This window comes from Bartonella sp. M0192, from assembly GCF_016102305.1.
In the GTDB taxonomy this organism is placed as follows: Bacteria; Pseudomonadota; Alphaproteobacteria; order Rhizobiales; family Rhizobiaceae; genus Bartonella; species Bartonella apihabitans.
Genome location: NZ_JACFOU010000001.1, coordinates 1,261,611 through 1,285,353, shown reverse-complemented (window position 1 = coordinate 1,285,353; position 23,743 = coordinate 1,261,611). Strand labels below are relative to the sequence as shown.

General features: G+C 46.3%; 23 protein-coding genes. 10 read left to right on the top strand and 13 right to left on the bottom strand.

The features are described from left to right. Positions 1 to 42: 42 nt before the first annotated feature. From H3S82_RS05645 to H3S82_RS05590, 12 genes are all read right to left on the bottom strand, one after another. Positions 43 to 1,227: a peptidoglycan DD-metalloendopeptidase family protein gene (locus H3S82_RS05645; RefSeq protein ID WP_198232318.1), complete on the bottom strand. Its 1,185-nt coding sequence runs from the start codon at positions 1,225 to 1,227 to the stop codon at positions 43 to 45. Between the two features lie 262 nt (positions 1,228 to 1,489). Next, the gene (locus H3S82_RS05640) at positions 1,490 to 2,149 is read right to left on the bottom strand and encodes a protein-L-isoaspartate(D-aspartate) O-methyltransferase (RefSeq protein WP_077971062.1); all 660 of its coding nucleotides are present in this window, start codon (positions 2,147 to 2,149) and stop codon (positions 1,490 to 1,492) included. A gap of 4 nt (positions 2,150 to 2,153) precedes the next feature. Continuing rightward, positions 2,154 to 2,918 (bottom strand): 5'/3'-nucleotidase SurE, encoded by a 765-nt coding sequence (gene surE / locus H3S82_RS05635; protein WP_198232317.1) that lies wholly within the window; start codon positions 2,916 to 2,918, stop codon positions 2,154 to 2,156. Between the two features lie 20 nt (positions 2,919 to 2,938). After that, positions 2,939 to 4,216 carry a serine--tRNA ligase gene (gene serS, locus H3S82_RS05630; protein WP_077971057.1) on the bottom strand — a complete coding sequence of 426 codons (1,278 nt, stop codon included), beginning with the start codon at positions 4,214 to 4,216 and terminating at the stop codon, positions 2,939 to 2,941. 61 nt (positions 4,217 to 4,277) lie between these two features. Next, positions 4,278 to 5,075 (bottom strand): twin-arginine translocase subunit TatC, encoded by a 798-nt coding sequence (gene tatC, locus H3S82_RS05625; RefSeq protein ID WP_198213045.1) that lies wholly within the window; start codon positions 5,073 to 5,075, stop codon positions 4,278 to 4,280. A 21-nt stretch (positions 5,076 to 5,096) separates the two neighbouring features. After that, entirely contained in the window at positions 5,097 to 5,867 is a 771-nt protein-coding gene (gene tatB / locus H3S82_RS05620; protein WP_198232316.1) for a Sec-independent protein translocase protein TatB, read from the bottom strand. A 62-nt stretch (positions 5,868 to 5,929) separates the two neighbouring features. Beyond that, on the bottom strand, positions 5,930 to 6,259 hold the full coding sequence (locus tag H3S82_RS05615; protein WP_077971052.1) for a twin-arginine translocase TatA/TatE family subunit: 330 nt from the start codon (positions 6,257 to 6,259) through the stop codon (positions 5,930 to 5,932). Between the two features lie 114 nt (positions 6,260 to 6,373). Continuing rightward, positions 6,374 to 7,078 (bottom strand): SMC-Scp complex subunit ScpB, encoded by a 705-nt coding sequence (scpB, locus tag H3S82_RS05610; RefSeq protein ID WP_198232315.1) that lies wholly within the window; start codon positions 7,076 to 7,078, stop codon positions 6,374 to 6,376. Further along, on the bottom strand, positions 7,071 to 7,904 hold the full coding sequence (locus H3S82_RS05605; RefSeq protein WP_198232339.1) for a ScpA family protein: 834 nt from the start codon (positions 7,902 to 7,904) through the stop codon (positions 7,071 to 7,073). The genes scpB and H3S82_RS05605 overlap by 8 nt, the downstream gene beginning before the upstream one ends. Before the next feature lie 81 nt (positions 7,905 to 7,985). After that, a complete protein-coding gene (nagZ, locus tag H3S82_RS05600) occupies positions 7,986 to 9,002 on the bottom strand; it encodes a beta-N-acetylhexosaminidase (protein ID WP_198232314.1) in 1,017 nt (338 codons plus the stop codon). 90 nt (positions 9,003 to 9,092) lie between these two features. After that, the gene (locus H3S82_RS05595; protein ID WP_198232313.1) at positions 9,093 to 11,213 is read right to left on the bottom strand and encodes a molybdopterin oxidoreductase family protein; all 2,121 of its coding nucleotides are present in this window, start codon (positions 11,211 to 11,213) and stop codon (positions 9,093 to 9,095) included. A gap of 53 nt (positions 11,214 to 11,266) precedes the next feature. Next, entirely contained in the window at positions 11,267 to 12,088 is an 822-nt protein-coding gene (locus tag H3S82_RS05590) for a DMT family transporter (protein WP_255519358.1), read from the bottom strand. Between the two features lie 317 nt (positions 12,089 to 12,405). Here H3S82_RS05590 and H3S82_RS05585 point away from each other — a divergent pair, with 317 nt between their 5' ends. The 9 genes from H3S82_RS05585 (at position 12,406) to H3S82_RS05545 (ending at position 20,681) form a co-directional block, all read left to right on the top strand. Next, on the top strand, positions 12,406 to 13,167 hold the full coding sequence (locus tag H3S82_RS05585) for a L,D-transpeptidase (protein WP_246785240.1): 762 nt from the start codon (positions 12,406 to 12,408) through the stop codon (positions 13,165 to 13,167). Positions 13,168 to 13,190: 23 nt separating this feature from the next. After that, on the top strand, positions 13,191 to 14,051 hold the full coding sequence (locus tag H3S82_RS05580) for a 23S rRNA (adenine(2030)-N(6))-methyltransferase RlmJ (RefSeq protein ID WP_198232311.1): 861 nt from the start codon (positions 13,191 to 13,193) through the stop codon (positions 14,049 to 14,051). 61 nt (positions 14,052 to 14,112) lie between these two features. Then, positions 14,113 to 14,598, top strand: a complete 486-nt coding sequence (locus H3S82_RS05575) for a hypothetical protein (protein WP_198232310.1) — start codon at positions 14,113 to 14,115, stop codon at positions 14,596 to 14,598. Between the two features lie 717 nt (positions 14,599 to 15,315). Further along, entirely contained in the window at positions 15,316 to 16,080 is a 765-nt protein-coding gene (locus H3S82_RS05570; protein ID WP_198232309.1) for an SDR family oxidoreductase, read from the top strand. 2 nt (positions 16,081 to 16,082) lie between these two features. Further along, positions 16,083 to 18,095 (top strand): excinuclease ABC subunit UvrC, encoded by a 2,013-nt coding sequence (gene uvrC / locus H3S82_RS05565; RefSeq protein ID WP_198232308.1) that lies wholly within the window; start codon positions 16,083 to 16,085, stop codon positions 18,093 to 18,095. Positions 18,096 to 18,268: 173 nt separating this feature from the next. Then, on the top strand, positions 18,269 to 18,850 hold the full coding sequence (pgsA, locus tag H3S82_RS05560) for a CDP-diacylglycerol--glycerol-3-phosphate 3-phosphatidyltransferase (protein WP_077971038.1): 582 nt from the start codon (positions 18,269 to 18,271) through the stop codon (positions 18,848 to 18,850). A gap of 9 nt (positions 18,851 to 18,859) precedes the next feature. After that, complete coding sequence (gene moaD / locus H3S82_RS05555; protein ID WP_078039350.1) at positions 18,860 to 19,111, top strand: molybdopterin converting factor subunit 1; 252 nt, start codon at positions 18,860 to 18,862, stop codon at positions 19,109 to 19,111. Positions 19,112 to 19,114: 3 nt separating this feature from the next. After that, complete coding sequence (locus H3S82_RS05550; protein ID WP_198232307.1) at positions 19,115 to 19,588, top strand: molybdenum cofactor biosynthesis protein MoaE; 474 nt, start codon at positions 19,115 to 19,117, stop codon at positions 19,586 to 19,588. A gap of 241 nt (positions 19,589 to 19,829) precedes the next feature. Then, complete coding sequence (locus tag H3S82_RS05545) at positions 19,830 to 20,681, top strand: YbaY family lipoprotein (RefSeq protein ID WP_198232306.1); 852 nt, start codon at positions 19,830 to 19,832, stop codon at positions 20,679 to 20,681. A gap of 141 nt (positions 20,682 to 20,822) precedes the next feature. Here H3S82_RS05545 and ndk read toward each other — a convergent pair whose 3' ends face one another. Next, positions 20,823 to 21,245 (bottom strand): nucleoside-diphosphate kinase, encoded by a 423-nt coding sequence (gene ndk / locus H3S82_RS05540; protein ID WP_078039347.1) that lies wholly within the window; start codon positions 21,243 to 21,245, stop codon positions 20,823 to 20,825. 233 nt (positions 21,246 to 21,478) lie between these two features. Between ndk and H3S82_RS05535 the strand changes: the two genes are divergently transcribed. Next, positions 21,479 to 23,365, top strand: a complete 1,887-nt coding sequence (locus H3S82_RS05535) for an ABC-F family ATP-binding cassette domain-containing protein (protein WP_198232305.1) — start codon at positions 21,479 to 21,481, stop codon at positions 23,363 to 23,365. Positions 23,366 to 23,743 lie beyond the last annotated feature (378 nt).

Here is a 23,743-nt window from a genome sequence, read left to right as displayed (position 1 = left end):
AAAAACCGGCTTTCTCATAAAATTCAAACTTTCAAAGAATTATCAGTTTTCCAGATATTTGATCGGGTTGACAGGGCTCGAATTCTTGCGCACTTCAAAGTGGACACGCGGCGTCGATGCATTGCCCGACATACCGGATTTTGCGATTTCATCACCACGGCGGACTTTCTGTCCGCGTTGAACGAGAATTTTACTGTTATGTCCATAGACGGTAACGATATTGTTTTCGTGGCGGATAAGCACGGTGTTTCCGAATTCTTTCAAACCGTCACCGGCATAGATAACAACACCGTTTTCTGCCGCTTTAACAGACGAGCCTTCCGGTGCCATAATATCGATACCGTCATTCGTGCTTGAGCCTTCTTTCTGTCCGAAGCTTGAAAGAATGCGTCCCTGTGCAGGCCAACGCATTTTGGAAATGCCGGTCGCCTGAGGTGCTACAACGGCTACATTTTCAGCCTGATTCATCGTCGTATCGCTGCTTTTTGCAACAGCAGGCTCGGCAGCAGGTTTTGCCGGTTCATTCTGTGCGGTCTTAACCGGTTCGGCGGCTGGTTGAGAAGATGCAGGCTGGCTTGCAGCAGCGGTCTTTGTCGGCGCTACCTGCTTTGTTTCAGGAGAAGCTGCCGGCGTTTGTGTTTTTGTTTGAGCAGCTGTTGAAGCTACTTCCGTATTATGACCGCCCGGAATAATTAATGATTGCCCGACACGGATTGCACCATTGCTCAAACCGTTAGCACTTTTAAGCGATTCGACGCTTACGCCGGTTTTACGCGAAACGCTATAAAGTGTGTCGCCACTTTGGACGATATAGCTGCCATTTTTCTTTGATGCCGATTGGGCAGGCATTGAAGAAGATGATGATGACATCTGCCCAAGATTATGAGGTGGTGTTCCCAGAACCTGACCAGCAGATGCTACCTGCGTTGGCTGGGAAGCAGAAGAACCATAAGTCGGTTGGGATTGTGACTGGGCTGCCTGATAGGAAGGTTGACCGGCTACGGGCAGCAACTCGCTGCTCTGGATCGAGCCTGTGGTTTGCGGCATTTGTTGGTAACCGGCTTGTTTGTTGATCGCCTGTTGCTGATTGGCGGTAGCACCGGTATAAAAACTGTCGGTAAACCGTTGAGTACCTGAACTACATCCCGTGGCAAAACCAGCTAGGATGAACAATGCCGCTGTTCGAAGATAGCGGTGCGAAGCTTTACTCATAACTTTCAAACGCATGTTTTTTGTCCATATACCCGATACTCAACTGTAGCCATTAAAACGTGTTAATGTTACTCGACGGTTAAAATTTCGATTAAGGTTAAAAAAAATTATTGCCCGTCGAAATAGACCCCCTGCCTCGTAAACTGATCACATGCACATATTATTATATATAATTTACGAGGAGTTTAAAAAAAGCCTATCAGAGGGATTAAGCCTTTTATCGTCTGACGATTTTCAATGAGGTTATTGATTTCAGGAAGCGATATTCCTGAGGAAATTACAGAATAGCTGCAACGCCCTCGATGAAGGGTTGGTAGCGCACTCTGAACATATCTGTCCTCTCGAACCTGCTTCCGGTCTTGCGATAGCGTACAACCATCTGTTCGCCTTCGTCCGGTCCGATAGCTTCGATAAGCACACCATTGGCTGCCAATAATTCGAGAAATTCCTGTGGATCACGATTACGTGATGGCCACACCAATATCCGGTCATAAGGGCCTGACCCGGACAAAGCGCGGCTGCCGTCCATTTGTCGCAAAACAATATTATCTATTTCCAATGCGTGAAATCGTTGACGGGCAATGTCGCATAAAGTTTTATATCTTTCGACCGTCGTCACACGGCCCGCAAGTCTTGCAATCAAAGCAGCGGTAAAGCCCGAGCCTGTTCCGATCTCGAGCACACGATGTTTTTTTTCGAGAGACAATGCAGAAATAATATATAACTGTTCTTCAAGCCTCTCGATATATTCGCCGCACTCTATCGGGATAACCTTATTCTCATAAGCACTATCGGTAAAAGGTGCCGAAACAAAGTCCCGACGCGATGTGCGTTCCAATGCAGAAAATAAGGCCATATCATCAAGCCCCCTGCCCCGCATTTTCAGGACAAGGCTTATCAATTCTTCTCGTTCTGACATAGGGGGCATCGCTTCCATCCCTCTATTTTCCCAAGAGCGCTTTTTCTAATACATCCAAAAATCTATGTGCCGTCAGATCAAGCTCTATTGGAGTAACAGAAATAGCCTTCTCCTGAAGCACATCAATATCTGTTTTTTCCTTGTTCTTGCCCTTTCCTCTGCTGAAATACATCCAGTAATAAGGTAGGCCACGACCATCAGCGCGTTTATCGATAAGTATCTGGTGTCCGCGGTTACCAAGCGGAGCAACAGACAATCCTGTCACCTCGTCAGCTTCGCAAGCCGGGAAATTCACATTGAGCAAAACACCTTCGGGAAGAGGAATTTTTACGAGCTTTTTCAAAATATCCGGAGCGAGAGATAAAACCGTATTCCAAGGAATATTGTCGCGCTTCGTTTCGTGCAAAAATTCTTGTGAAAGAGCAATCGAGCGGATCCCCTGTAACATCCCCTCTACCGCACCCGAAACCGTTCCCGAATAGCTCACATCGTCAGCTAGATTACCTCCGGCATTAACCCCCGATAGAACAAGATCGGGCGCTTCCGGCATAATATGCTTGACCGCCATAATGACACAATCTGTGGGAGTGCCTTTCAAAGCAAAATGTTTTTCATCAATTTGACGCAAACGTAAAGGCTCTGAAATGGTCAAAGAATGTGAAACACCGCTTTGATCTTCTTCCGGAGCGACAACCCAGACATCATCAGAGAGTTGACGGGCGATCTGTTCAAGAATTTTCAGCCCTTCCGCATGAATACCGTCATCATTGGTTAGCAAAATACGCATATTGAAGTTCCCTGAAATTTTTACGCTTCAATCCGTTCCAATCCACCCATATAAGGGCGAAGAACGTCCGGTATAACCACGGAACCATCTTTTTGCTGATAATTTTCCATAACTGCAATGAGACAGCGCCCGACAGCAACTCCAGAGCCATTCAGAGTGTGAACGAAGCGCGTCGATTTTTCGCCTTCTTTCCGGTAACGCGCATTCATACGCCGCGCCTGAAAGTCACCGCATACCGAGCAGCTCGATATTTCGCGATAGGTATTTTGCCCCGGCAACCACACTTCAAGGTCATATGTTTTGCGGGAGCTAAATCCCATATCACCGGTACATAACGTAATTGTCCGGAAGGGAAGCCCCAGACGTTTTAAAATATCTTCAGCGCACCCTGTCATGCGTTCCAATTCATCCAGAGAACTATCTTCGTCGGTAATAGATACCATTTCGACTTTCCAGAACTGGTGTTGGCGCAACATACCGCGCGTATCACGACCGGCAGCACCGGCTTCCGAACGGAAGCACGGGGTCAACGCAGTGACGCGAATCGGGAGCTTTTTGGCATCCAGAATATCGCCTGCAACGAGATTCGTCAGCGGTACTTCTGCCGTTGGAATAAGCCAACGCCCGTCTGTTGTCTCGAACAAGTCTTCGGCAAATTTGGGCAGTTGGGCAGTGCCGAAAAGTGCGCTGTCACGAACGAGAACCGGAACTGAAACTTCACGATAGCCATGTTCCAGCGTGTGGACATCAATCATGAATTGGCCAAGTGCCCTTTCGAGACGGGCAAGCTGTCCCGACAATACTGTGAAACGTGCGCCGGAAAGTTTCACCGCACGATCAAAATCCATTTGGCCAAGTTTTTCACCAATTTCGAAATGTTGTTTGGGCTCGAACGGGAAAGACGGTGGTGTTCCCACCTTATAACGTTCGACATTGTCATTTTCGTCGCGCCCTACCGGCACATCATCAAGCGGAATATTAGGAATACGGGACAGTGCCTCATCAAGAGCGGCTGTCAGCTCTTTTCCTTTTGTCTCTGCTGTTGAAAGGAATGTTTTGAGTTCTGCCACTTCCGACTTCAAGGCTTCGGCCCGTTTAGTATCACCGGATGCCATAGCCTGCGCAATTTCTTTCGAAGCTGCATTGCGTCTTTCCTGCGCAACCTGAACGTGAGAAACGTGGTTACGACGCTCAAGATCAAGCGCTATCAGTTTCTCTGCCTGTGGTTCGGCACTACGTTTTGCCAAAGCTTCGTCGAGTTTCTGCGGATTTTCCCGAATCCATTTGATATCAAGCATCAAGATATTCCTGTACAAATTTTTTTAATTCTATTTCTGTTCTTAAACCACAATGGCCTAATCAGGAAGCCTTGTTATTTTGTTTTGCCTGTTTCTTTTCAATCCAGCGTGAAACAATAATAGAAACTTCATAAAGCAGAATTGTCGGAAGCGCGACGCCGAACATCGTAAAGAAATCGGAAGGTGTCACCATTGCCGCAACAACAACAGCGATTAGAATTGCCCATTTCCGTTTGGAAACAAGCATTTTCGACGTAATAAGACCTGCTTTTGTCAACAGGCTGGTAACAAGAGGAAGCTGGAAGATAAGACCGAATATCAGAATGAAAGACTGCATAAAGCTCAGATAATCGGAAATACGTGCGATAAATTCAACTTTCAAATGAGAATCAGGCAATAATTGCTGTGACAGGGAAAACCACAACATCATCGGGGCAAGCACACAATAGACAAATGCACCGCCCAAAAGAAACAATACCGGCGCACTTATGAGAAATGGCAAAAAAGCGCGCCTCTCATTGCGATAAAGCCCCGGCGCAATAAAGCTGTATAACTGGAACGCAAGATAAGGAAATGACAAAATGACGCCGCCAAACGCTGCAAGCTTCATTTTGGTCAGAAATGTTTCCCAAACCTGTGTTGATTGCAAACGGATGCTGTCAGGATTTCCGCCGGAAATTTTCATTGCCCATTGATAGGGCCACAAGAGGAAATTCAGGATGTAATCCTTGACGAAAAAGCAGATAATAAAGGCAATAGCAAATGCAATCAAAGATACGATAATCCGGTGGCGTAACTCGATCAAATGATCCAGTAGCGGCGCCGAGCTTGCTTCGACTTCGTCTTCATCCTCATGCACGATGGTCTTTTCCTATTTTATTCAAACGTCGGCAACGGTTGCCTTTTTAGGCCGTGAAGCAGCCTGTTTTGCGGTTTTCTGTTTTTGTGCAGGAGCTTTCACAGCTCCGGTACTAGCGGTCTTTTCAGGCGATGACGACTTTGTTGTTGCTGACACCTTACGCTTTGTCGCCGTTTTCAGCTTCAACGCTGCGGTTTGTTTTGCCGTCATCTTGCCTTTGGCCGGTGTTTCAACTGTCGGCTTTGTTCTTGTCACTTCGGAGGATGTTGGTGTTGCCGGATGTTCCTCTGTCGCCATGCTGTCACCTCCTGCAGAGGCAGTTGAAACTGTAGCTGACTGGAATTTTTCATCATCAACTATTCTGACAGTACTAGCCGTGGCATCAGCAGATAATGAATGACTTTGCGAATTTTCGTTATCTTTACCACCGGAAGACTTATCAGCCACGTCTTCTAAAGCAGCATCTTGCGACTTCGAGTGCTTGTCGTCCTCCTGACTAACCTCAATACTCGCTTTGACATCTTTTGCGACGTCTCGAATAGGATCGAATATTTCGGTTAGCTTTTTGCGGGGGTCAAGATCTTTTACATCGGTAAGAGTTTTTTGCAAATCGTCCAGTTCGGCTTCATGCATGGCTTCGTCAAATTGACGGCGGAACTCGTTGGCTGTCGAGCGCATACGCGCCGTTGCCTTGCCGATCGCTTTTAACATTTTCGGCAAGTCTTTCGGGCCGACCACAACAATCAGCACGATGAGAATAACAATAAATTCCGGTCCATCAATTCCGAACATTATTCAAAGACCCTTTCCAACAAGAAAGGCTTTCTCAACAAAAGCTCTGACAACAACAAACTTCACGATTTCGTTGTTTTACGTTGCGTTGTTTTAGCTTTCGATTTGGTTGAACGGGATGCAGTTTTTGTTGCCGCCGGTTTACGGGGACTCGCTACACGTTTGGCCGGCTGAACTGTTTCTTCCGGCTGAACGTCAATGGTTTTAATTTCCGGCCGCTCTGCCGGTTGTTGAGTTTCAGCCTCGTCATCGTCTTCTTTCAGACCTTTTTTGAAACTCTTGATACCTTTAGCAAAATCGCCCATGAATTCTGAAATTTTACCACGACCGAATAGGACAAGAATGATGAGTAGGATCACTATGAGGTGAACAGGTGAAAGGAAATTTCCCATTATGTACTCTCTTCAATGCTGGAACTGTCTTAATGTGTACTTTTAGACACTTTTTTCAAGTCTTTTAAACACAACCACGTGTATTTACATTTTTTATTCCCAAACAAGGTGATTTTAAGATTTTTCTTCCCGATCAAGTGGACTTAAAAGTCCTAATTGTTCCAAATTGACATCTTCAAGCGGTTCTTCTTCATCGGTCAGAATATCCGGATCGGCTGTCGGTGACGGCATACGGAAACTTGACGGTAATCTTGACGATAGAAGACCTGCACCTTTCAGCTCTTCCATCCCCGGTAAATCCGAAATTTCCGGCAGGCTGAATTCATCCAGAAATGCAAGGGTCGTTCCGTAAGTGACTGGTCGTCCCGGAACGCGCCTCCTTCCACGAATTTTCACCCAACCTGCTTCCATCAACACATCCAACGTGCCTTTCGATGTTTCAACGCCTCTGACGTCTTCTAGTTCCGCACGCGTTATCGGTTGATGATAGGCAATAATTGCCAGCACTTCCAAAGCAGCACGGGAAAGTTTCCTTGGCCGCTCTTCTTGCCTGTTCAAAAGAAACGCAAGATCGGGTGCTGTCCGGAACGCATAAGCATTTCCCACTTTTACGAGATTGACCCCGCGTTTTTGATAATCCTGTTTCAAAACATCCATAATCGCCGAAATATTTGCGCCATTGGGAAGCCGCTCTTCCAAAGCGCGATCAGTCACAGGTTCGCTCGACGCAAAAACAATTGCTTCGGCCATGCGAACAAGTTCGGGGGTTATGTTGAGCTCGCCATTTCTATTTTTTTCTGCGTTTTTTGGTTCAGTCATCTTGCTTACTTACGGGCTTTACCCCGCCCCCGATATTTATGGTTTTCGGCCCTTCAGCCTTTTTGTGCGCACGAAGATAAATCGGAGCAAAAGGCGCAGCCTGACGGATATCAAGCTGCTTTTCTCTCACCATTTCAAGACTTGCCGCGAAAGTGCTGGCCAATGCTGTGCGACGTTCATAAGCTGTCGGGATAAAAGCAAATAAAAACTTGTCCAATGCCTGCCAATCTTTTGCTTCGCCCATCAACCGCACCAAGATTGCGCGCGCGGCTTTTAGCGACCAGACCTCTCTCTTTCCTACTTCGACACGTTTCACAGCCTGTCTTTGGCGCAAACCGGCATAAGCCATCAACAGATCATAAAGCGATACATCATACAGGTGCTTTTTTTCAACTACCACCATTTCCGGATTGGCGCGCTTGAAAACATCCCGTCCCAAACGGTTACGGTTTACAAGCTGTCCTGCCGCTTCACGCATGGCCTCAAGCCTCTGCAAACGGAATTGTAACAATCCGGCAAGCTCTTCGCCACTTTCCCCTTCGTCATCCGACCGCTGCGGCACAAGCAAACGGGATTTGAGATAAGCAAGCCAGGCGGCCATCACCAGATAATCGGCCGCGAGATCGAGTCTCAATTCATGTGCTGTTTTAACAAAATCAAGATATTGTTGTACAAGTTCGACAATGGATATATGTGCCAAATCGACTTTCTGGTTACGAGCCAATTGTAACAATAGATCAAGCGGGCCTTCGAACCCCTGAACATCAATAACCAATGTCGGTTCACTGACGCCGTGTTCCTCATCCTGTTCCCAAATGGGTTCCATTGCCGTTTGAGCACGGTGTCCGTTCGCGTTTTTTAATTTCGGATTAGATTTATTGTCGTTTTGTGCCAAATCCGATTCCTCTTAGCTTAACGCAAGGAGATTTTGAAATTCCTCCCGCAATGCCTTCTCGTCAGCTTGATCGGGCTCGCTAACCCAGTTTGTCGCATATTGCGCGCGCTCGAGCGATTTTCCTTCAAGCCAGGGCGTTGCTGCAGCGATTTTTTGCATTTCTTCTTGTTCGCCATTGCAGTGTAAAACAAGATCGCATCCGGCTTCGAAAGCCTCTTTTGCCAAATCACCCAGATCGCCTGAAAGCGCCTTCATCGATAAGTCATCCGTCATCAACAAGCCGTCAAAGTCAATCTCTTTACGAATAATGCCGCCCACGACCTTTTTTGACAAGGTTGCCGGTTTTTCGGAATCAACGCTTTCATAAACAACATGCGCCGTCATTGCCACCGGAAGATCGGATAATGCCTCGAACGGGGCAAAATCATTAAGACGTAAAGTCTCCAGTGATGCATCAACACGGGCAAGGCTTTTGTGGGTGTCGCATAATGCGCGACCGTGCCCGGGAATATGTTTCATGACCGGCAGGACACCGCCTGCCTTCAAACCTTCTGCGGCTGCTCGTCCCAAGGCTATAACTGTTTCATAGTCATTGCCATAAGCACGTGTACCAATCACATTATCTGCTCCTTCAATCGGCACATCAAGAAGCGGCAGGCAGTCGGCGTTTATTCCCAACCGGCGCAGATCAAATGCGTGAAGACGTGACATGATAAAGGTTGCACGCACCCCTTTTGCTTTATCCTTTTTATAGAGTTCACCCAATGTTGCAGCCGGCGGATAATCAGGCGCTAGCGGCGCACGCAGCCTTTGGACACGTCCACCTTCCTGATCAATGAAAATAAAAACATCCTCTCGGCCACTTGCCAAGACGAGCGAGGAAGTCAATTGTTTAACCTCGTCGGCCGAACCGATATTTCTTGCAAAAAGAATAAAAGCCCAAGGCTGGTTTTCTGCTATAAAATCTTTTTCGGCTGCCGTTAGGCTAAGGCCTGATACACCAACAATCATAGCTTTCATATTTTGCATAGTCCTTAACTGTTTCGCCGTCTCAAGGCGCCTTTCCGAAATCAATTATAACGACTCTATAGCATTTTTCGAGTATTCGCCGTGACTTTATTAACGTTGTGCCCTAACGGAATTATCAAGCTTTTTCACCCAGACTTTTATATCGTGAACGGCTATGCCGCCATTAGGAGCCGGTGAATCTGCTCCGGTCAAAACATTTATCCCTTCTCCCCAAACAAAACTTGAATTGGCAAACAATCCTTGCGAGACCACAACATGTCTTTTCAAGCCTTTAAACAATTTTGCATGAAGCGCCACACTACCGCGTTGATTGCCTATCTCGACAAGATCGCCATCCGCGATACCATAAATTGCTGCATCATCGGGATGGATCATGAGCGTTGGACGGATTTCTTTCAATAAAGATGTAGGTGACTCCGAAAATGTTGAATTGAGAAAATTATGTGCGGGTGATGTTACAAGTTTGAACGGATGTTCTTCATCCGCTTTTTCAATAACATCCCACTGGTCGGGAAAATCGGGCATTTCTTGATACGGCCCTTGATATCCCATCGTATCAGGGGGAGTGTCGGGAGCTTTATAACCTGTCCATTGTGCCTTGAAACGGAATTTCCTGTCAGGCCAGGCAAAACCGTTCAGAAAATGGGCGCGTTCAAAAGAAGGCTGAACGTCAAGCCAGCGTTTTTCCTTAAGTTCTTCATAAGTCCCGCGGTGTGACGCTCTCAACATATTATCGATAAGTTCAACGGCTGTTTTATCGAACCCCGCCATGTGACCAAATCCGAGCCGTTTTGCCAATTCGTTTATAACATAAAGATTGGGCTTCGGTCCAAGCGGAGGTTCAATCAATTTCGGTCCTAATAGAATATGTTGTTGGCCACCTGCCCGATAAATATCATCATGTTCGAGAAACATTGTTGCAGGCAGAACGACATCGGCCATTTTAGCGGTATCCGTCATAAATTGCTCATGAACCACTGTAAAAAGGTCTTCGCGAGCCAAACCTTTGTGGATCAACCGTTGTTCGGGCGCAACATTTGCCGGATTGGTATTCTGGATAAACAACACAGTTACAGGCGGGCCACCATAAAGTGTTTCTTTATCGCCAAGCAAAATTCTGCCGATTTTCGATTGATCAAGCGAACGGATTTTCGGATCAGAGAAAGCCGTTCCTTCAATTTCGTTCTTGTTAAGAGCAAATATCGAAGCGTTAGAATAGAATGCGCCACCACCTTCATATTGCCATGCTCCCGTAACTGCGGGCACAGAAAGCGCTGCATGCATTGCAACCGCGCCGTTACGTTGTCTGGTAAAACCGTATCCCAGCCGGAAGAAAGTGCGTTTGGTTGTTCCCACCCAATGGGCAAAAGTTTCTATTTCTTCAACAGATAGACCGGTAATTTCAGCGGCCCATTGCGGCGTTTTTGTTTTTAAATGGCGCTCGAGCCCCTGCGGGTCATCGCTATAGCGTTCGAGATAATTCCAATCGGCAAAACCATCCCGAAACAATATATGCATAACGGCACAGGCCAAGGCTGCGTCGGTTCCCGGTCTTAAAATCAAGCCAAGATCGGCCTGACGCACCGTTGCACTCTCGAAAACATCAATAGCAACAATGCGAGCATGGTGGTCTTTACGCGCTCTGGTGACATGGGTCATAACATTGACCTGCGTACTTGCCGCATTGGTCCCCCAGATCACCACAAGATCGGATTTTTCCATTTCCCGCGGGTCAACACCCGCAATCCTGCCGGTCCCGGCAAAATAACCGGTTGCTGCGGTATTGGTACAAAATGTTGAAAATTGCCGCGAATATTTTCCGGCGTGCCGCAAACGATTGATTGAATCGCGCTGCACCAATCCCATGGTTCCGGCAAAGAAATAAGGCCATATAGTGGTTGAATCGTATTTTTTCTCTGCCTTTTGAAAGTTTTCGGCTATGAGGTCGAGTGCATCAGACCATGAGACTTGCTGCCAATTACCCTCGCCTTTTGGACCTTTTCTGACAAGCGGTTTCAACAATCTTGCCGGATTGTGTACGCGCTCGCTGTAACGGGCGACTTTTGCACAGATAACGCCTGCCGTATAAGTGTTGTCTTTTGCTCCCCTGATCCGGCCTATTTTTGTCGGAGACAATAATTCCACATCAAGCGCGCAGGTTGAAGGACAATCATGGGGACAGGCTGTATGACCAATTTTTACGTTGTTCATGGTAATTCCGACTCAATCAATGAAAACGGATGTATTTAGCAATTTTACTATTTTCAGGCTAGTCTTACAGCAATAACGCCAAGAACAATGATGATCGAGCTGATAAAGCGCGCGAGGCTCACATGTTCACGCAAGACGAAATAGGATAAAATAACAGCAAAGACTATTGCGCTTTCGCGCAAAGCCGCAACCAGCGCCACCGGTAACTTTGTCATTGTCCAAAGGGCAAGGCTGTAAGACCCGAGCGACAAAAATCCGCCAACAAGACCGATAAACCAATAGCGTTGAAAGTGGGTCAAAAATGGTTGGCGCGTTTTATGATTGAAAAGTTCAAAAACAACTTTCACCAAACCAATCAGAAAAAATATCCATAAAATATAAGAAGCAGGCGCCCCCGATAGTCTGACACCCACCCCGTCAAGGAGAGTATAAAAGGCTATAAAAGCAGCCGCTAGCAAAGAAAGCGGGATGATAGAGGGGGCTATTCTATTGCTGCGTCTTAATGCTTCAAGTGCCAAGGTCAGCACCCCGAAACATATAAGAATAACACCGCACCATGCCACCAAAGACAGTCGTTCGCCGAGAACCGGTTCGCTCAAGAGCGCAACAAAAAGCGGTGCTACGCCCCGCATCACCGGATAAGACTGGCTTACATCACCTTTTTGATAAACGATTCCGACAAGCATCATATAGATGACCTGCACAAAGACAGAAATGAGCAAAATCGGCAGGCTCGCAAGTGATGGCAAGGATTGAAAAGGAATACCTGCAAGTGCCAGAATAGAAGAACCCGCCATAAAAACCGTTATATTAGCCTTTGCCTCACCGGTTAATTTCAAAGCCACGCTCCATAGCGCATGCATCAATGCGGCCAAAAAGCACAAGTGACACCATCAAGCCCGACATCTGCCATACTTTCCGGTCAACAAACCGATAAAAGGGAGGTTTATAAGTGGAAGTTCAAGTTAATCCAAAAAAATTAGAAAATCAGATTTAAAGACCTCTATCAAGTCAGGTTAATTTTGTGTTAAAAGCTTCCCACATAAAAATTGATTTGCAGAAAAGAGTCTATGTCCATTTTCTTTTATCTGCTCATCAAACCTTATTGAAGGATATTTGCTTTTTCCAATTATGACGGACCAGAACTTGCTTTATAATTTTATGGTCTGTCCGCGCTATCGAGATCTTTAAAATGAACAGACGCTTTTTCCTTCTCTCGGCACCGCTTTTCCTTGCCGGTTGTACTTTTCGCCACCCCTTACCCAAAATGGTTCCGATTGATACCGGCGAGCCGGTTACGACAACGACCTATGTTATAAGGCGGCACAAGGCGAAGCCGAAGGTTACGCAAAAGAAGAAGGTCAGTTACGGAGAATATCCGTTAAATGAAAAATACGCATCCATGTATGCGGCTACGACCGATAACGGTTTTCCGGTGAGTGCTGTTGATACAAGGCGTATCAATCCGGAATATCTGCGTCAGGAAGTTGCATTCCATATGCCTTATAAGCCTGGAACCATTGTTGTCGATCCAACCAACTTCTTCTGTTATTTTGTGCTTTCGGAAGGACGAGCCATGCGCTACGGCGTCGGTGTTGCGCGGTCGGCCGCTGCAGATTTTCAAGGAGAAGCAACAATTGGTCGCAAAGCAGTATGGCCGACATGGCACCCGACGGCAAGCATGATGCAAAAGCAGCCGCAAAGATACGGCCATCTGTCGGATGGCATGAAAGGTGGTCCCGGTAATCCGCTCGGCGCTCGTGCACTTTATCTTTATCGGGGTGGAACAGACACACTTTTCCGTTTGCATGGAACGGTCGAACCCTGGTCAATCGGCAAGCGTGTATCCTCGGGATGTATTCGTTTCCTCAATCAGGATATTATCGATCTTTATAGCCGTGTGCCGGTTGGAACCCGCGCTGTTGTTCTGCCCCATAAAATCGGCCTCGGCTGATATTAAAAACGATTAGAAAAATAATGAATTATCGTCATATCTATCATGCAGGCAATTTTGCCGATGTGTTCAAACACATTATTATCGCCCGCATCATCGAATACTTAAAAAAGAAAGACCATGCTTTCCGTGTGATTGATACACATGCAGGTATCGGCGTTTATGACCTTGCTTCGGAAGAGGCACAAAAAACCGGTGAATGGATTGACGGTATCGGCCGTATCCTTCATCAACCTATCGCACCCGACATCGAATTGCTCATCAAGCCGTGGCTTGATGTTGTAAACGACCTTAATGGCGGAAATAGCAGCAAATTGACCCGTTATCCGGGCTCCCCTTACCTCGAGCGGAAACTCTTAAGAAAACAGGACCGCTTAACGGCAATAGAGCTTCATGAAGCCGATTATAAAAAATTGGCGAATAATTTTGCCGGTGATTATCAGGCGCGTATCATCCATCTTGACGGATATCTTGCGCTTGGTGCCCACGTGCCGCCAAAAGAAAAGCGCGGACTTATTGTTGTTGATCCGCCATTTGAAAAAACCGACGAATTCGAACGGCTTATCGAAGGTCTCGAGAAAGCATATAAGCGCTTTTCCGGTGGAATTTATGCCCTTTGGTATCCTGTCAAACATTATAATGAACTCAATTGGTTCATGAACGAGTTGAAAAGCACTTCGATACCGAAAATCTTGCGGCTAGAGCTTAGAATCAAACAACGCTCCGAAATGCCGGGACTTGATGGCTGTGGCATGATTATTGTCAATCCACCTTATGTGTTGCCCCAGGAAATGAACAAGCTCAAAGCATTTTTGCTTGATCGCCTCGGCGTGGACAAACATGCACAATTAATCAATGAATGGATAAATGGTGAAGCTGTTTGACCTTGACGGATTTGAGACAATGAAACATATTGAGCCCAGAAATGGTCAACGTGGAATAATCATGCAAAAGTCATCGTTCTTTAACGCAAGTTTTCGCAAAGTTTTGTCTTTCTCGGTTTTCGGGCTTGGCTTCTATGCCTGCGTGAATTCTGCAACAGCAGCCGACTTGGCGGCATCATCAGCCCCTCAAACGCAAGCTTCTGCAGTGAACGATGCAGGCGTGTGTGGTTATAAACGCATCCTCTGGGAAGTTGGTTACAAGTTCCGCCATGAAGTGCATAATGTCCCCGGTTTGCCGGTTGTTCATATCGATCAGGTGAGAGATATTGAAATGACACGGGGCGAAAATCCGGTAACAAAGCTTAATATTCCCCGTCAATTTTGCCGCGCGACAGCTATTATGAATGACGGGTCGAGCTATCCGCTTTATTATATGGTGGAATATGGCCAAGGCTTTACCGGTGTCGGTGGCTATAATGTCGAATTTTGTGTTGAAGGTTTCGACAAATGGCGAATTCAGGACGGTAACTGTCGCGCAGTCAAATAATCAAAAAGCCCGTCGCTGATCTTCCACTCTTCGTCTAAAGCAACGTCTGCTGAAAAATCTCTTTTCTGCTGTGCTGTCGCAAGACAATGCAGCTTCTAAAAAACGTTTTGACGGGCTGACTTCAAGATAATCGATTTTAGAAAATTCGTGGGATTAGCTTTCCCGAACGAATGCCCCTGCTATCAGCGCTCATGCAATAGTTTCCGGTTAGAAGCAGTTTCTAAGTTAACCCGATATGATTGCTACCTACAAGCACAGTAATTTCGCCGAATTCTGTCATAGTACTACACAACATCACTTTTTTTCCTCCTCGAAAGGTAAAAGTGGAATGAAGTGCGATAAATGCGATAAAGTATAAAAGAAGATGGCTGTGCATCACTTTCAGGCGCTTGGTTACAAACAACCAACCTATTCAGGAAAGAGATGAGCTTTTTTCGAGCCTTTCGCACCGTTTTTTCTGCGGCTCATTTTCCAAGTCTTGTAAGTTTTACAATTATCTGTCGATGAAAGCAGCATTCCATTTATAATAATGTGCTATGAGCGTGATATGGCTGCATAAACTTGGAAATTCTTTTCTCTCAGCAAATGATTGATTTGTTTTGTGATTTTACAAGCCTTGATTTCAGCGGAAAATATCGCCATTTTGAACTGTAAGGTTTTAAACTTGGCGAGAGTTCGAGCGTTACAAAAAATTGTCAACGGAAACTGTTTGATCAAATGGAAAAGAAGCGTCCTGTCGTTCTGATTACGGGCGGTGCCAAACGTTTAGGTGCCGCAATGGCGCTTGATTTGGCGAAACATGGTTTCGATCTCGCGATTCATTATAATGAAGGGAAAAAGGAAGCCGCCGAGCTCGTGCACAAACTGGAAGCTTTCGGAGCCAAAGCATTGTCTTTCCAATCCGATCTTCTGGAAACGCATGGCAAGGGCCTTTTGGAAACGGTAACAGAGAAAATGGGACGGCCTGTTGAAATCCTTGTCAACAACGCCTCTCTGTTTCTTGATGACCACATCGGCGCACTTGATATGGATGTCTGGGATAAACATTTTTCAATCCATCTAAAAACCCCTGCCCTTTTGGCTGACCGCATGTTTTTTCTATTGCCGGACAATTTGAAAGGGTTAATCGTCAACATTATCGACCAGCGCGTTTTAAAACTTAATCCCAATTTTCTGTCATATACCCTATCCAAATCATCACTCTGGACATTGACCAAAACACTCGCTCAGGCACTTGCCCCCCGTATCCGCGTTAACGCCATCGGTCCGGGACCAACACTTAAAAGTCCAAGGCAGGACGAAGAAGATTTTTTAAGACAGGCGCGTTCTGTTTTGCTTGAACATGGACCGGAATTGTCCGAATTTGGCGCAACGATACGTTATTTTTGGTGGCAAACGTCAATAACCGGACAAATGATTGCTTTAGATGGCGGCCAGCATCTTATGTGGCAAACGCCCGATATTGCAGGACGAATTGAATAATTATGAAATCCCTGAACGAACCCAACACTGAGGCCGCTAAAAATCAGGAAGCGAAATCGGATGAAGATCGTCATTCGGCTTCTCTGACACCCGATATTATCTGGGATAAAGGTGGCTTCAAAAATGATGATCTGAAGCTCACCGGTGCACCGCTCATTCAGGAGTTTGTTAAAAATTTGCCGAATAAACCGGGCGTTTACCGGATGTTCGACAAGGATGGTAACGTGCTTTATGTCGGCAAAGCGCGGAATTTGAAAAAACGCGTGTCGAATTATGCACGTGGGCATGGACACAATAACCGCATCGCGCGCATGATACGGGCCACCCATTATATGGAATTTGTGGTCACCAGCACAGAAACTGAGGCGCTTCTTTTAGAAGCCAATCTTATCAAGCGGTTGCGCCCACGCTTTAATGTTCTGCTGCGCGATGATAAAAGCTTTCCTTATATTATCATTACGCGCGACACACGCGCTCCTGCTATCTATAAGCATCGGGGTGCACGGTCTCGCAAAGGAGATTATTTCGGCCCCTTTGCTTCTGCCGGTGCGGTCACAAGAACAATCAACGCCATGCAAAGGGCGTTTTTACTCAGAACATGCACCGATTCTGTCATGGAATCACGCACGAGACCCTGCCTGCTCTACCAGATCAAAAGGTGTTCAGCACCTTGTACACATGAAATCAGCGATGCCGATTACATGAAACTTGTCGACGAGGCGGAAGCATTTCTTTCGGGAAAAAGTCAGGCTATTCAAGACAATATGGCAAAAATCATGCGGGAGGCAGCCGATAAACTCGACTTTGAAAGGGCCGCCGTTTATCGCGACCGTTTGTCGGCCTTGTCCCATATTCAGGGTCATCAGGAAATCAACCCGCAAACAGTTGACGAAGCGGACGTTTTTGCGATTGCCCAACAGGGCGGCATGACATGCATTCAGGTGTTCTTCTTCAGAACAGGACAGAATTGGGGAAATCGTTCCTATTTTCCCAAAGCTGACCCTTCGATTTCTGCTCCTGAAGTGCTTGGTGCTTTTCTTGCCCAGTTTTATGATGACAAACCGGTGCCGAAACTTATTCTGCTTTCCGACCATGTCGACGAAGAAGAGTTGCTCGCCACAGCTCTTTCCGAAAAAGCAGAACGCAAAGTCACAATTTCTGTGCCGCAACGGGGCGAAAGAAAGTCACTGGTTGAACATGCCTTGACCAACGCACGCGAAGCACTGGGACGCAGGCTCGCCGAAACGTCGACGCAGGACAAATTGTTGCAAGGAGTTGCCGAGACATTCGGTCTTGAAAAAGTACCCCGCCGTATCGAGGTCTATGATAACTCGCATATCATGGGAACCAATGCGGTAGGCGGTATGATCGTTGCCGGACGCGACGGTTTTATCAAGAACCAATATAGAAAATTCAATATCCGCTCGACCGATATTACACCGGGTGACGATTTCGGTATGATGAAGGAAGTTATCGACCGGCGGTTCAAAAGGCTCATCAAAGAGCATGGTATACCGACGCCCGAAGCCGATGACAATGCCAGCAATGATGACAGTTTTCCGGCCTGGCCCGATATTATTCTGATTGATGGTGGCGAAGGCCAGATGACAGTTGTGCACGAGATGCTGAGAGAACTCGGCATTGACGATGTTGTGACTGCTATCGGCGTTGCAAAAGGTGTCGATCGCGAGGCAGGACGGGAACGGTTTTTTGTCTCCGGTCGTCCACCTTTCATGTTACCGCCGCGCGACCCCGTTCTTTATTTTCTCGAACGGCTACGTGATGAGGCTCACCGTTTTGCCATCGGTACCCATCGCATAAAACGTAAAAAAGAAATGATGAAGAACCCGCTCGACGAAGTGGAAGGCATCGGTCCGGCGCGTAAACGTGCTTTGCTTGGACATTTCGGAACTGCAAAAGCCGTTGCCGGCGCAGCCGTAGAAGATTTAATGAAAGTCGAAGGAATATCAGCAGCAACAGCTCAACAAATTCACGATCATTTTAATGAAAGATAATGCTTGTTTCTGTCAATTCTATCGCTAATTTATATATGTATCTCGATTCAATCGATGGCCTTTTTGTTAAAAAGGTATATTCGATTAATTTTTAAAAAATGCAATCAATTGGCCGCTTTCTATGTTTCGCCCTAAAGCAGTCATAAGACATTAAAAGGATTGATTACGGCAGAATGAAAAATCATACTTTATCGTTGCCAAACATCCTTACATATGCACGCATTGTTGCTGTACCGCTTGTCGTTTTGTGCTTTTTCGTAGAAGGCCGTCTACAATCGACCGATACGGCACGCTGGTGGGCGGTTGTCATATTTGTGGTTGCCTCTATTACAGATTTTTTCGACGGTTATCTTGCCCGCGTCTGGAAACAAACCTCGAATATCGGTCGTATGCTTGACCCGATTGCTGATAAACTTCTTGTCTCGGCGTGTCTTTTATTGCTTGCCGCCGATGGTACAATTGCGGGGTGGGCTCTCTGGGCTGCAATCATCATTCTTTGCCGTGAAATTCTGGTTTCGGGATTGCGTGAATATCTGGCATCTCTCAAAGTAAGTGTGCCGGTTTCAAGGCTCGCAAAATGGAAAACGACTGTGCAAATGTTTTCCATTGTTTTTCTGCTTGCCGGCCCTGCTGGTGACAAAGTTATTCCTTATGCAACCGAATTCGGACTTGTCATGTTGTGGGTCGCCGCTATTCTTACTCTATGGACGGGTTGGGATTATTTCCGTGCCGGTCTTAAACACGTGATTGATTGAAGGATACGCATGAAATTACAGTATTTTGCCTGGGTTCGCGAACGTATCGGTCGCGGAGAAGAAACTCTTGAATTGCCGGAAAACGTCAAAACGGTAGACGATCTTCTCTCCTATCTCAAAACTCTCGGAGAAAATTATGCCTATGCGCTGGAAAAGCCCGAGCTTATCCGTGTGGCTATTGACGAAGAACATGTCGATCATGATAGTCTGATTGGGAAGCCGCATGAAATCGCGCTTTTCCCGCCGATGACAGGTGGTTGAGCCATGGCATTCAAAATTGTTGTGCAGTCGGAAGATTTCGATATGGGAAGCGAGGTTGAAAAAATCCGCACCCTTTCGCCTTCCATTGGCGGCATTGTGTCCTTTTGTGGTTTGTGCCGAAGCGAAGGCGGGCGTCTTTCTGCTCTTGAAATAGAGCATTATCCCGGAATGGCCGAGAAACGCATCAAACAGATTGTAAATGACGCAGCATCTCGATGGTCATTAAACGGGGTTACCGTCATTCACCGTTACGGAACGATCAAAGTAGGCGAACAGATTGTTCTGGTTGTCACCGCCTCCCCTCACCGCAGAGAAGCTTTTGATGCAGCAAATTTCATTATGGATTTTCTGAAGACCGAAGCTCCGTTCTGGAAAAAAGAACATCTTGTAGATGGTACGCCACAAAACTGGGTTGAAGCAAAAGACGCAGATCTTCATACACAGGAGAAATGGCAAAAAATCCGACCTCAAAAATAGAAGATAAAAATCGATCCAAATAATATTGGATGCAAACTCTTGTTCGTCACGTTATACGGAATTTTGGAAACTATCGCCTGTTAAATATAATTGTGGTGGAAGAATCACCGTTGTGCCTTATTTTTTCCCGAAAAAAAGGGTTAAATTCTATCGGTCACTGAACGAAGCTCATCAATAGCTCTCCATAAAAAGCATCGTTGGCAGTCAATGGATCGTTCATCAACAAAGGTTATATCACTTTATGAAACGGAATATCTTTGCGGCTCTTACATTTGGTGCAACTGCATTGGCCGGAGTTTCACTCCTTACAATCCCCTCTTTCATTATGAATACAATTGTTCCAGCCTATAGCTCTTCTCTGTCCCCTTCTATTCATGGCGATGTTACTTATCTGCAGCGCATTACCCTGCCCCGGCATGCTTATCTTGTTGTTCAGCTTGTCGATGTGACCAATGAGGGCGGACCTTTCCCTGTTGTGGCAGAAATTTCCCAACAACCCGATGGTTCTGTTCCTATTGAATTCGATTTGCCATTGAACGAGGCCAATATCGTTCCACAGCATAAATATGCACTTCAAGCCCGCATTGCGGTCGGGGATATTTTATGGTTTGTGAGCGACGAAAGAAAACCGATCAATCCGGAAGATAAAGATGCCCGTTATGAACTGGTACTTGGCATGGTCAACCAGTCCACAACCACTCCAAAACCGGTTTCAACAACAATCTCCGGCAGAGAGTGGAAAGTGGAGGATATGTTCAGTGCGGGTATCATCGACAACTCGAATCTGACCGTTTCTGTGAACAACAAAGCGGAAGATAAAACAACTGACAGTTTACCAAAATATCGTGTCAGCGGTAGCGGTGGTTGTAACCGTTATACCAGCTCGGTTTCAATCGATAATGATCGTGGCATCATCGCTTTTGACCCGCCTGCCATGACTTTTATGGCCTGTGCAGAGGCAATTTCGCAGCAGGAAAACCGTTTCATTGAAATGCTTGCCAAAGCAAAAACATTTATGTTCGACGATCTCGGTCGTCTTATTTTGAAAGACGAGAACGGAAATTATGTAGCCCGCCTCGTGCCGGAACTCTAAAACTTCTGCTCTAACCAACCAGTTGGCCCTGCTTACCTATCGCCTCTTCTGACATAATCCGAAGACTTGTAAACAGAATTAAGAAAGCCCGGCACTCATGCCGGGCTTAATCTGTTTTTATAATTGTTGTTGTTCTAACAATTAGCCGACAATTTCAGTGCCGGAGAACCAGTATGCAATTTCTTCCTTGGCTGTTGTTGGTGAATCCGAGCCGTGAACAGAATTTTCGCCGATCGACAAAGCAAATGTCTTGCGAATTGTCCCCTCAGCAGCATCTTTCGGATTTGTGGCTCCCATGATCTCACGGTTTTTGGCAATGGCATTTTCACCTTCAAGTACCTGAACAACAGTCGGACCTGATGACATGAATTCAGTCAATTCGCCAAAGAACGGGCGGTCTTTATGAACAGCGTAAAAGCCTTCTGCTTCACGCAAACTCATCCAGACACGCTTGGATGCGACGACGCGTAGACCCGCTTCCTCAAGCATTTTTGTAATGGCACCCGTCAGATTACGACGTGTTGCATCCGGTTTAATCATAGAAAAAGTACGTTCTATAGCCATTTCGCCACCTTTAAAAATAAATTCCAGTTGCGTCTCTATAGACGTATAAGCGGTTTTTGCCAAGTCAAACACTTCTCTCTTGTCAAACCCTTTTCCATTAAAGGAACATTTTGACATAGAGCTTCCATTTTTTATGCATAAATAATCCGGCTTTCAGTTGACGCAATTATTAACTCGGGATCCAAACGATTTTTCTTGCGTTCATAACAAAACCCATGCAAAAGCCTGTGATTATGTTGATTTTGAACGATATTACGGTCCGTGTCGCTGGACGTCTTCTGATTGATCACTCCAGTGCAACACTTCCTACGGGGTCGAAAACCGGATTTGTCGGCCATAACGGGGCTGGCAAGTCAACGCTTTTTCGCGTCATAATGGGCGAACTCGCCCCTGAAACCGGCGATGTGACCATCCCTAAAGATACCCGCATCGGACAAGTTGCACAGGAAGCTCCCGGCACCGAAGACTCTCTTATTTCTATCGTTCTTTCAGCAGATAAAGAACGCAGCCAGTTATTGCGGGAAGCGGAAACAGCAACCGACCCCATGAGAATTGCTGCAATTCACACCCGTCTTAGCGATATCGGTGCCCATTCTGCCGAAGCGCGTGCTGGAAGCATTCTGTCAGGATTGGGATTTGACGCAGAAGCACAGAAACGCCCTGCTTCATCCTTTTCCGGCGGATGGCGCATGCGCGTTGCACTTGCAGCCGTTCTGTTTTCCGAACCCGATCTTCTCTTGCTTGACGAGCCGACAAACTATCTCGATCTCGAGGGTACATTATGGCTTATTGAATATGTGCGTCGTTACCCTTACTCGGTCATTATCATCAGTCATGACAGGGAACTTCTTAACAGCGCAACGACCTCGATTCTCCATCTTGAAAACAAGAAACTGACACTCTGGCGCGGAAATTATGATCAATTCGAACGCCAACATGCGCAAACAAAAGAACTACAATTGAAGCAGGCAGCCAAACAGGAAGCCCATCGCAAACATATGGAGGATTTTGTACGGCGTTTCCGTGCCAAAGCAACCAAGGCAAGACAAGCGCAATCTCGGTTGAAAGCATTGGAGAAACTGAAACCTATCAGCATTTGGCAGGATGAACATGTGCAACCTTTTTCATTTCCCTCGGCGGAAAAGACAGCTGCCTCGCCAATTATCGCACTGTCAAAAGTCGATGTCGGATATGAACCGGGAAAACCGGTATTGAAAGGTCTTGACCTCAGAATCGACAATGATGACAGAATAGCCCTGCTAGGTTCGAACGGTAACGGAAAATCCACTCTGGCTAAATTGCTCGCAGGTCGCCTTAAAGCCGAGGCTGGCACAATGACAGTGTCGCCCAATCTGAAAGTGGCGTTTTTTGCACAGCATCAAATGGATGATTTGAGGCCGGAAGAAAATCCTATCGAACATGTGCGCCGTCTCATGCCAAATCAACCGGAGGCAAAAATCCGCGCTGCGGTTGCGCGTATGGGGCTTGCGACTGAAAAGATGATGACCAAAGCCAAGGAGCTTTCGGGTGGAGAAAAAGCCCGCTTGCTTATGGGGCTTGCTACTTTTGAAGGGCCGAATCTTCTTATTCTTGATGAACCGACCAACCACCTTGATATTGATAGTCGCGAAGCTCTTGTCATGGCTCTCAACGATTTCGAAGGTGCCGTTATTCTCATTGCACATGATCGCCATCTGATTGAGGCGACAGCCGACCGGCTTTGGCTGGTACGTAATGGCAAAGTCCATCCCTATGAAGGTGATATGGACGATTATCGCAATGAAATATTGGGTCTGCCAAAATCCAGACACGTTGAAAAACAAGAGAAAGCGGCTTTGGCTCCTAAATCGAAGAATGAACAGCGTAAAGCAAATGCTGAAAAGCGTGCCGGATTAGCGCCACTCAAGAAACAGATAACCGATACAGAAGCGCTGATGGAGCGGCTGCAAAAACTGATTGCACGTCTGGACGCAGAACTTGCAGCACCGGATCTTTATGCAAAATCGCCCGCAAAAGCTGCGGAACTCGCCAAAGAACGTGCCGATGCGGTAAGCAGGCTTGAAGATGCGGAAAATCGCTGGCTTAAAATGAGTGCCGATTACGAAACCGCCATTCAATAACCAAGATCTAATATCCATTAAATGGAATTAAAGTCGCATAAAATTTTGTGACCGGTCTTACAAAATTAATTGTTGAACGGCGGCTCCTTTCTTTTCTCGCTTAGTGCTGCTCTCAATTTTGACCGTTTATGTTGTGCTAATTGGACATAATAGATTTATAGTTATCAAATGTCAGAGACAAGAAACCGAAGATAATCGTTCATATTCATCAGCTTGTCGGTCATGCAACGACTAATCCATCTTTCTGACGCCAAAACCGACTTGATCAAAGTCCGTCACAATTACATTTTTCTAATAGAAATTGAGGCAGTGCCCCCGTGCTGCTTCTACAATGCCATTAAAATCTCGTCGTTGTGATTTTCAGGCTCAATAAATCAA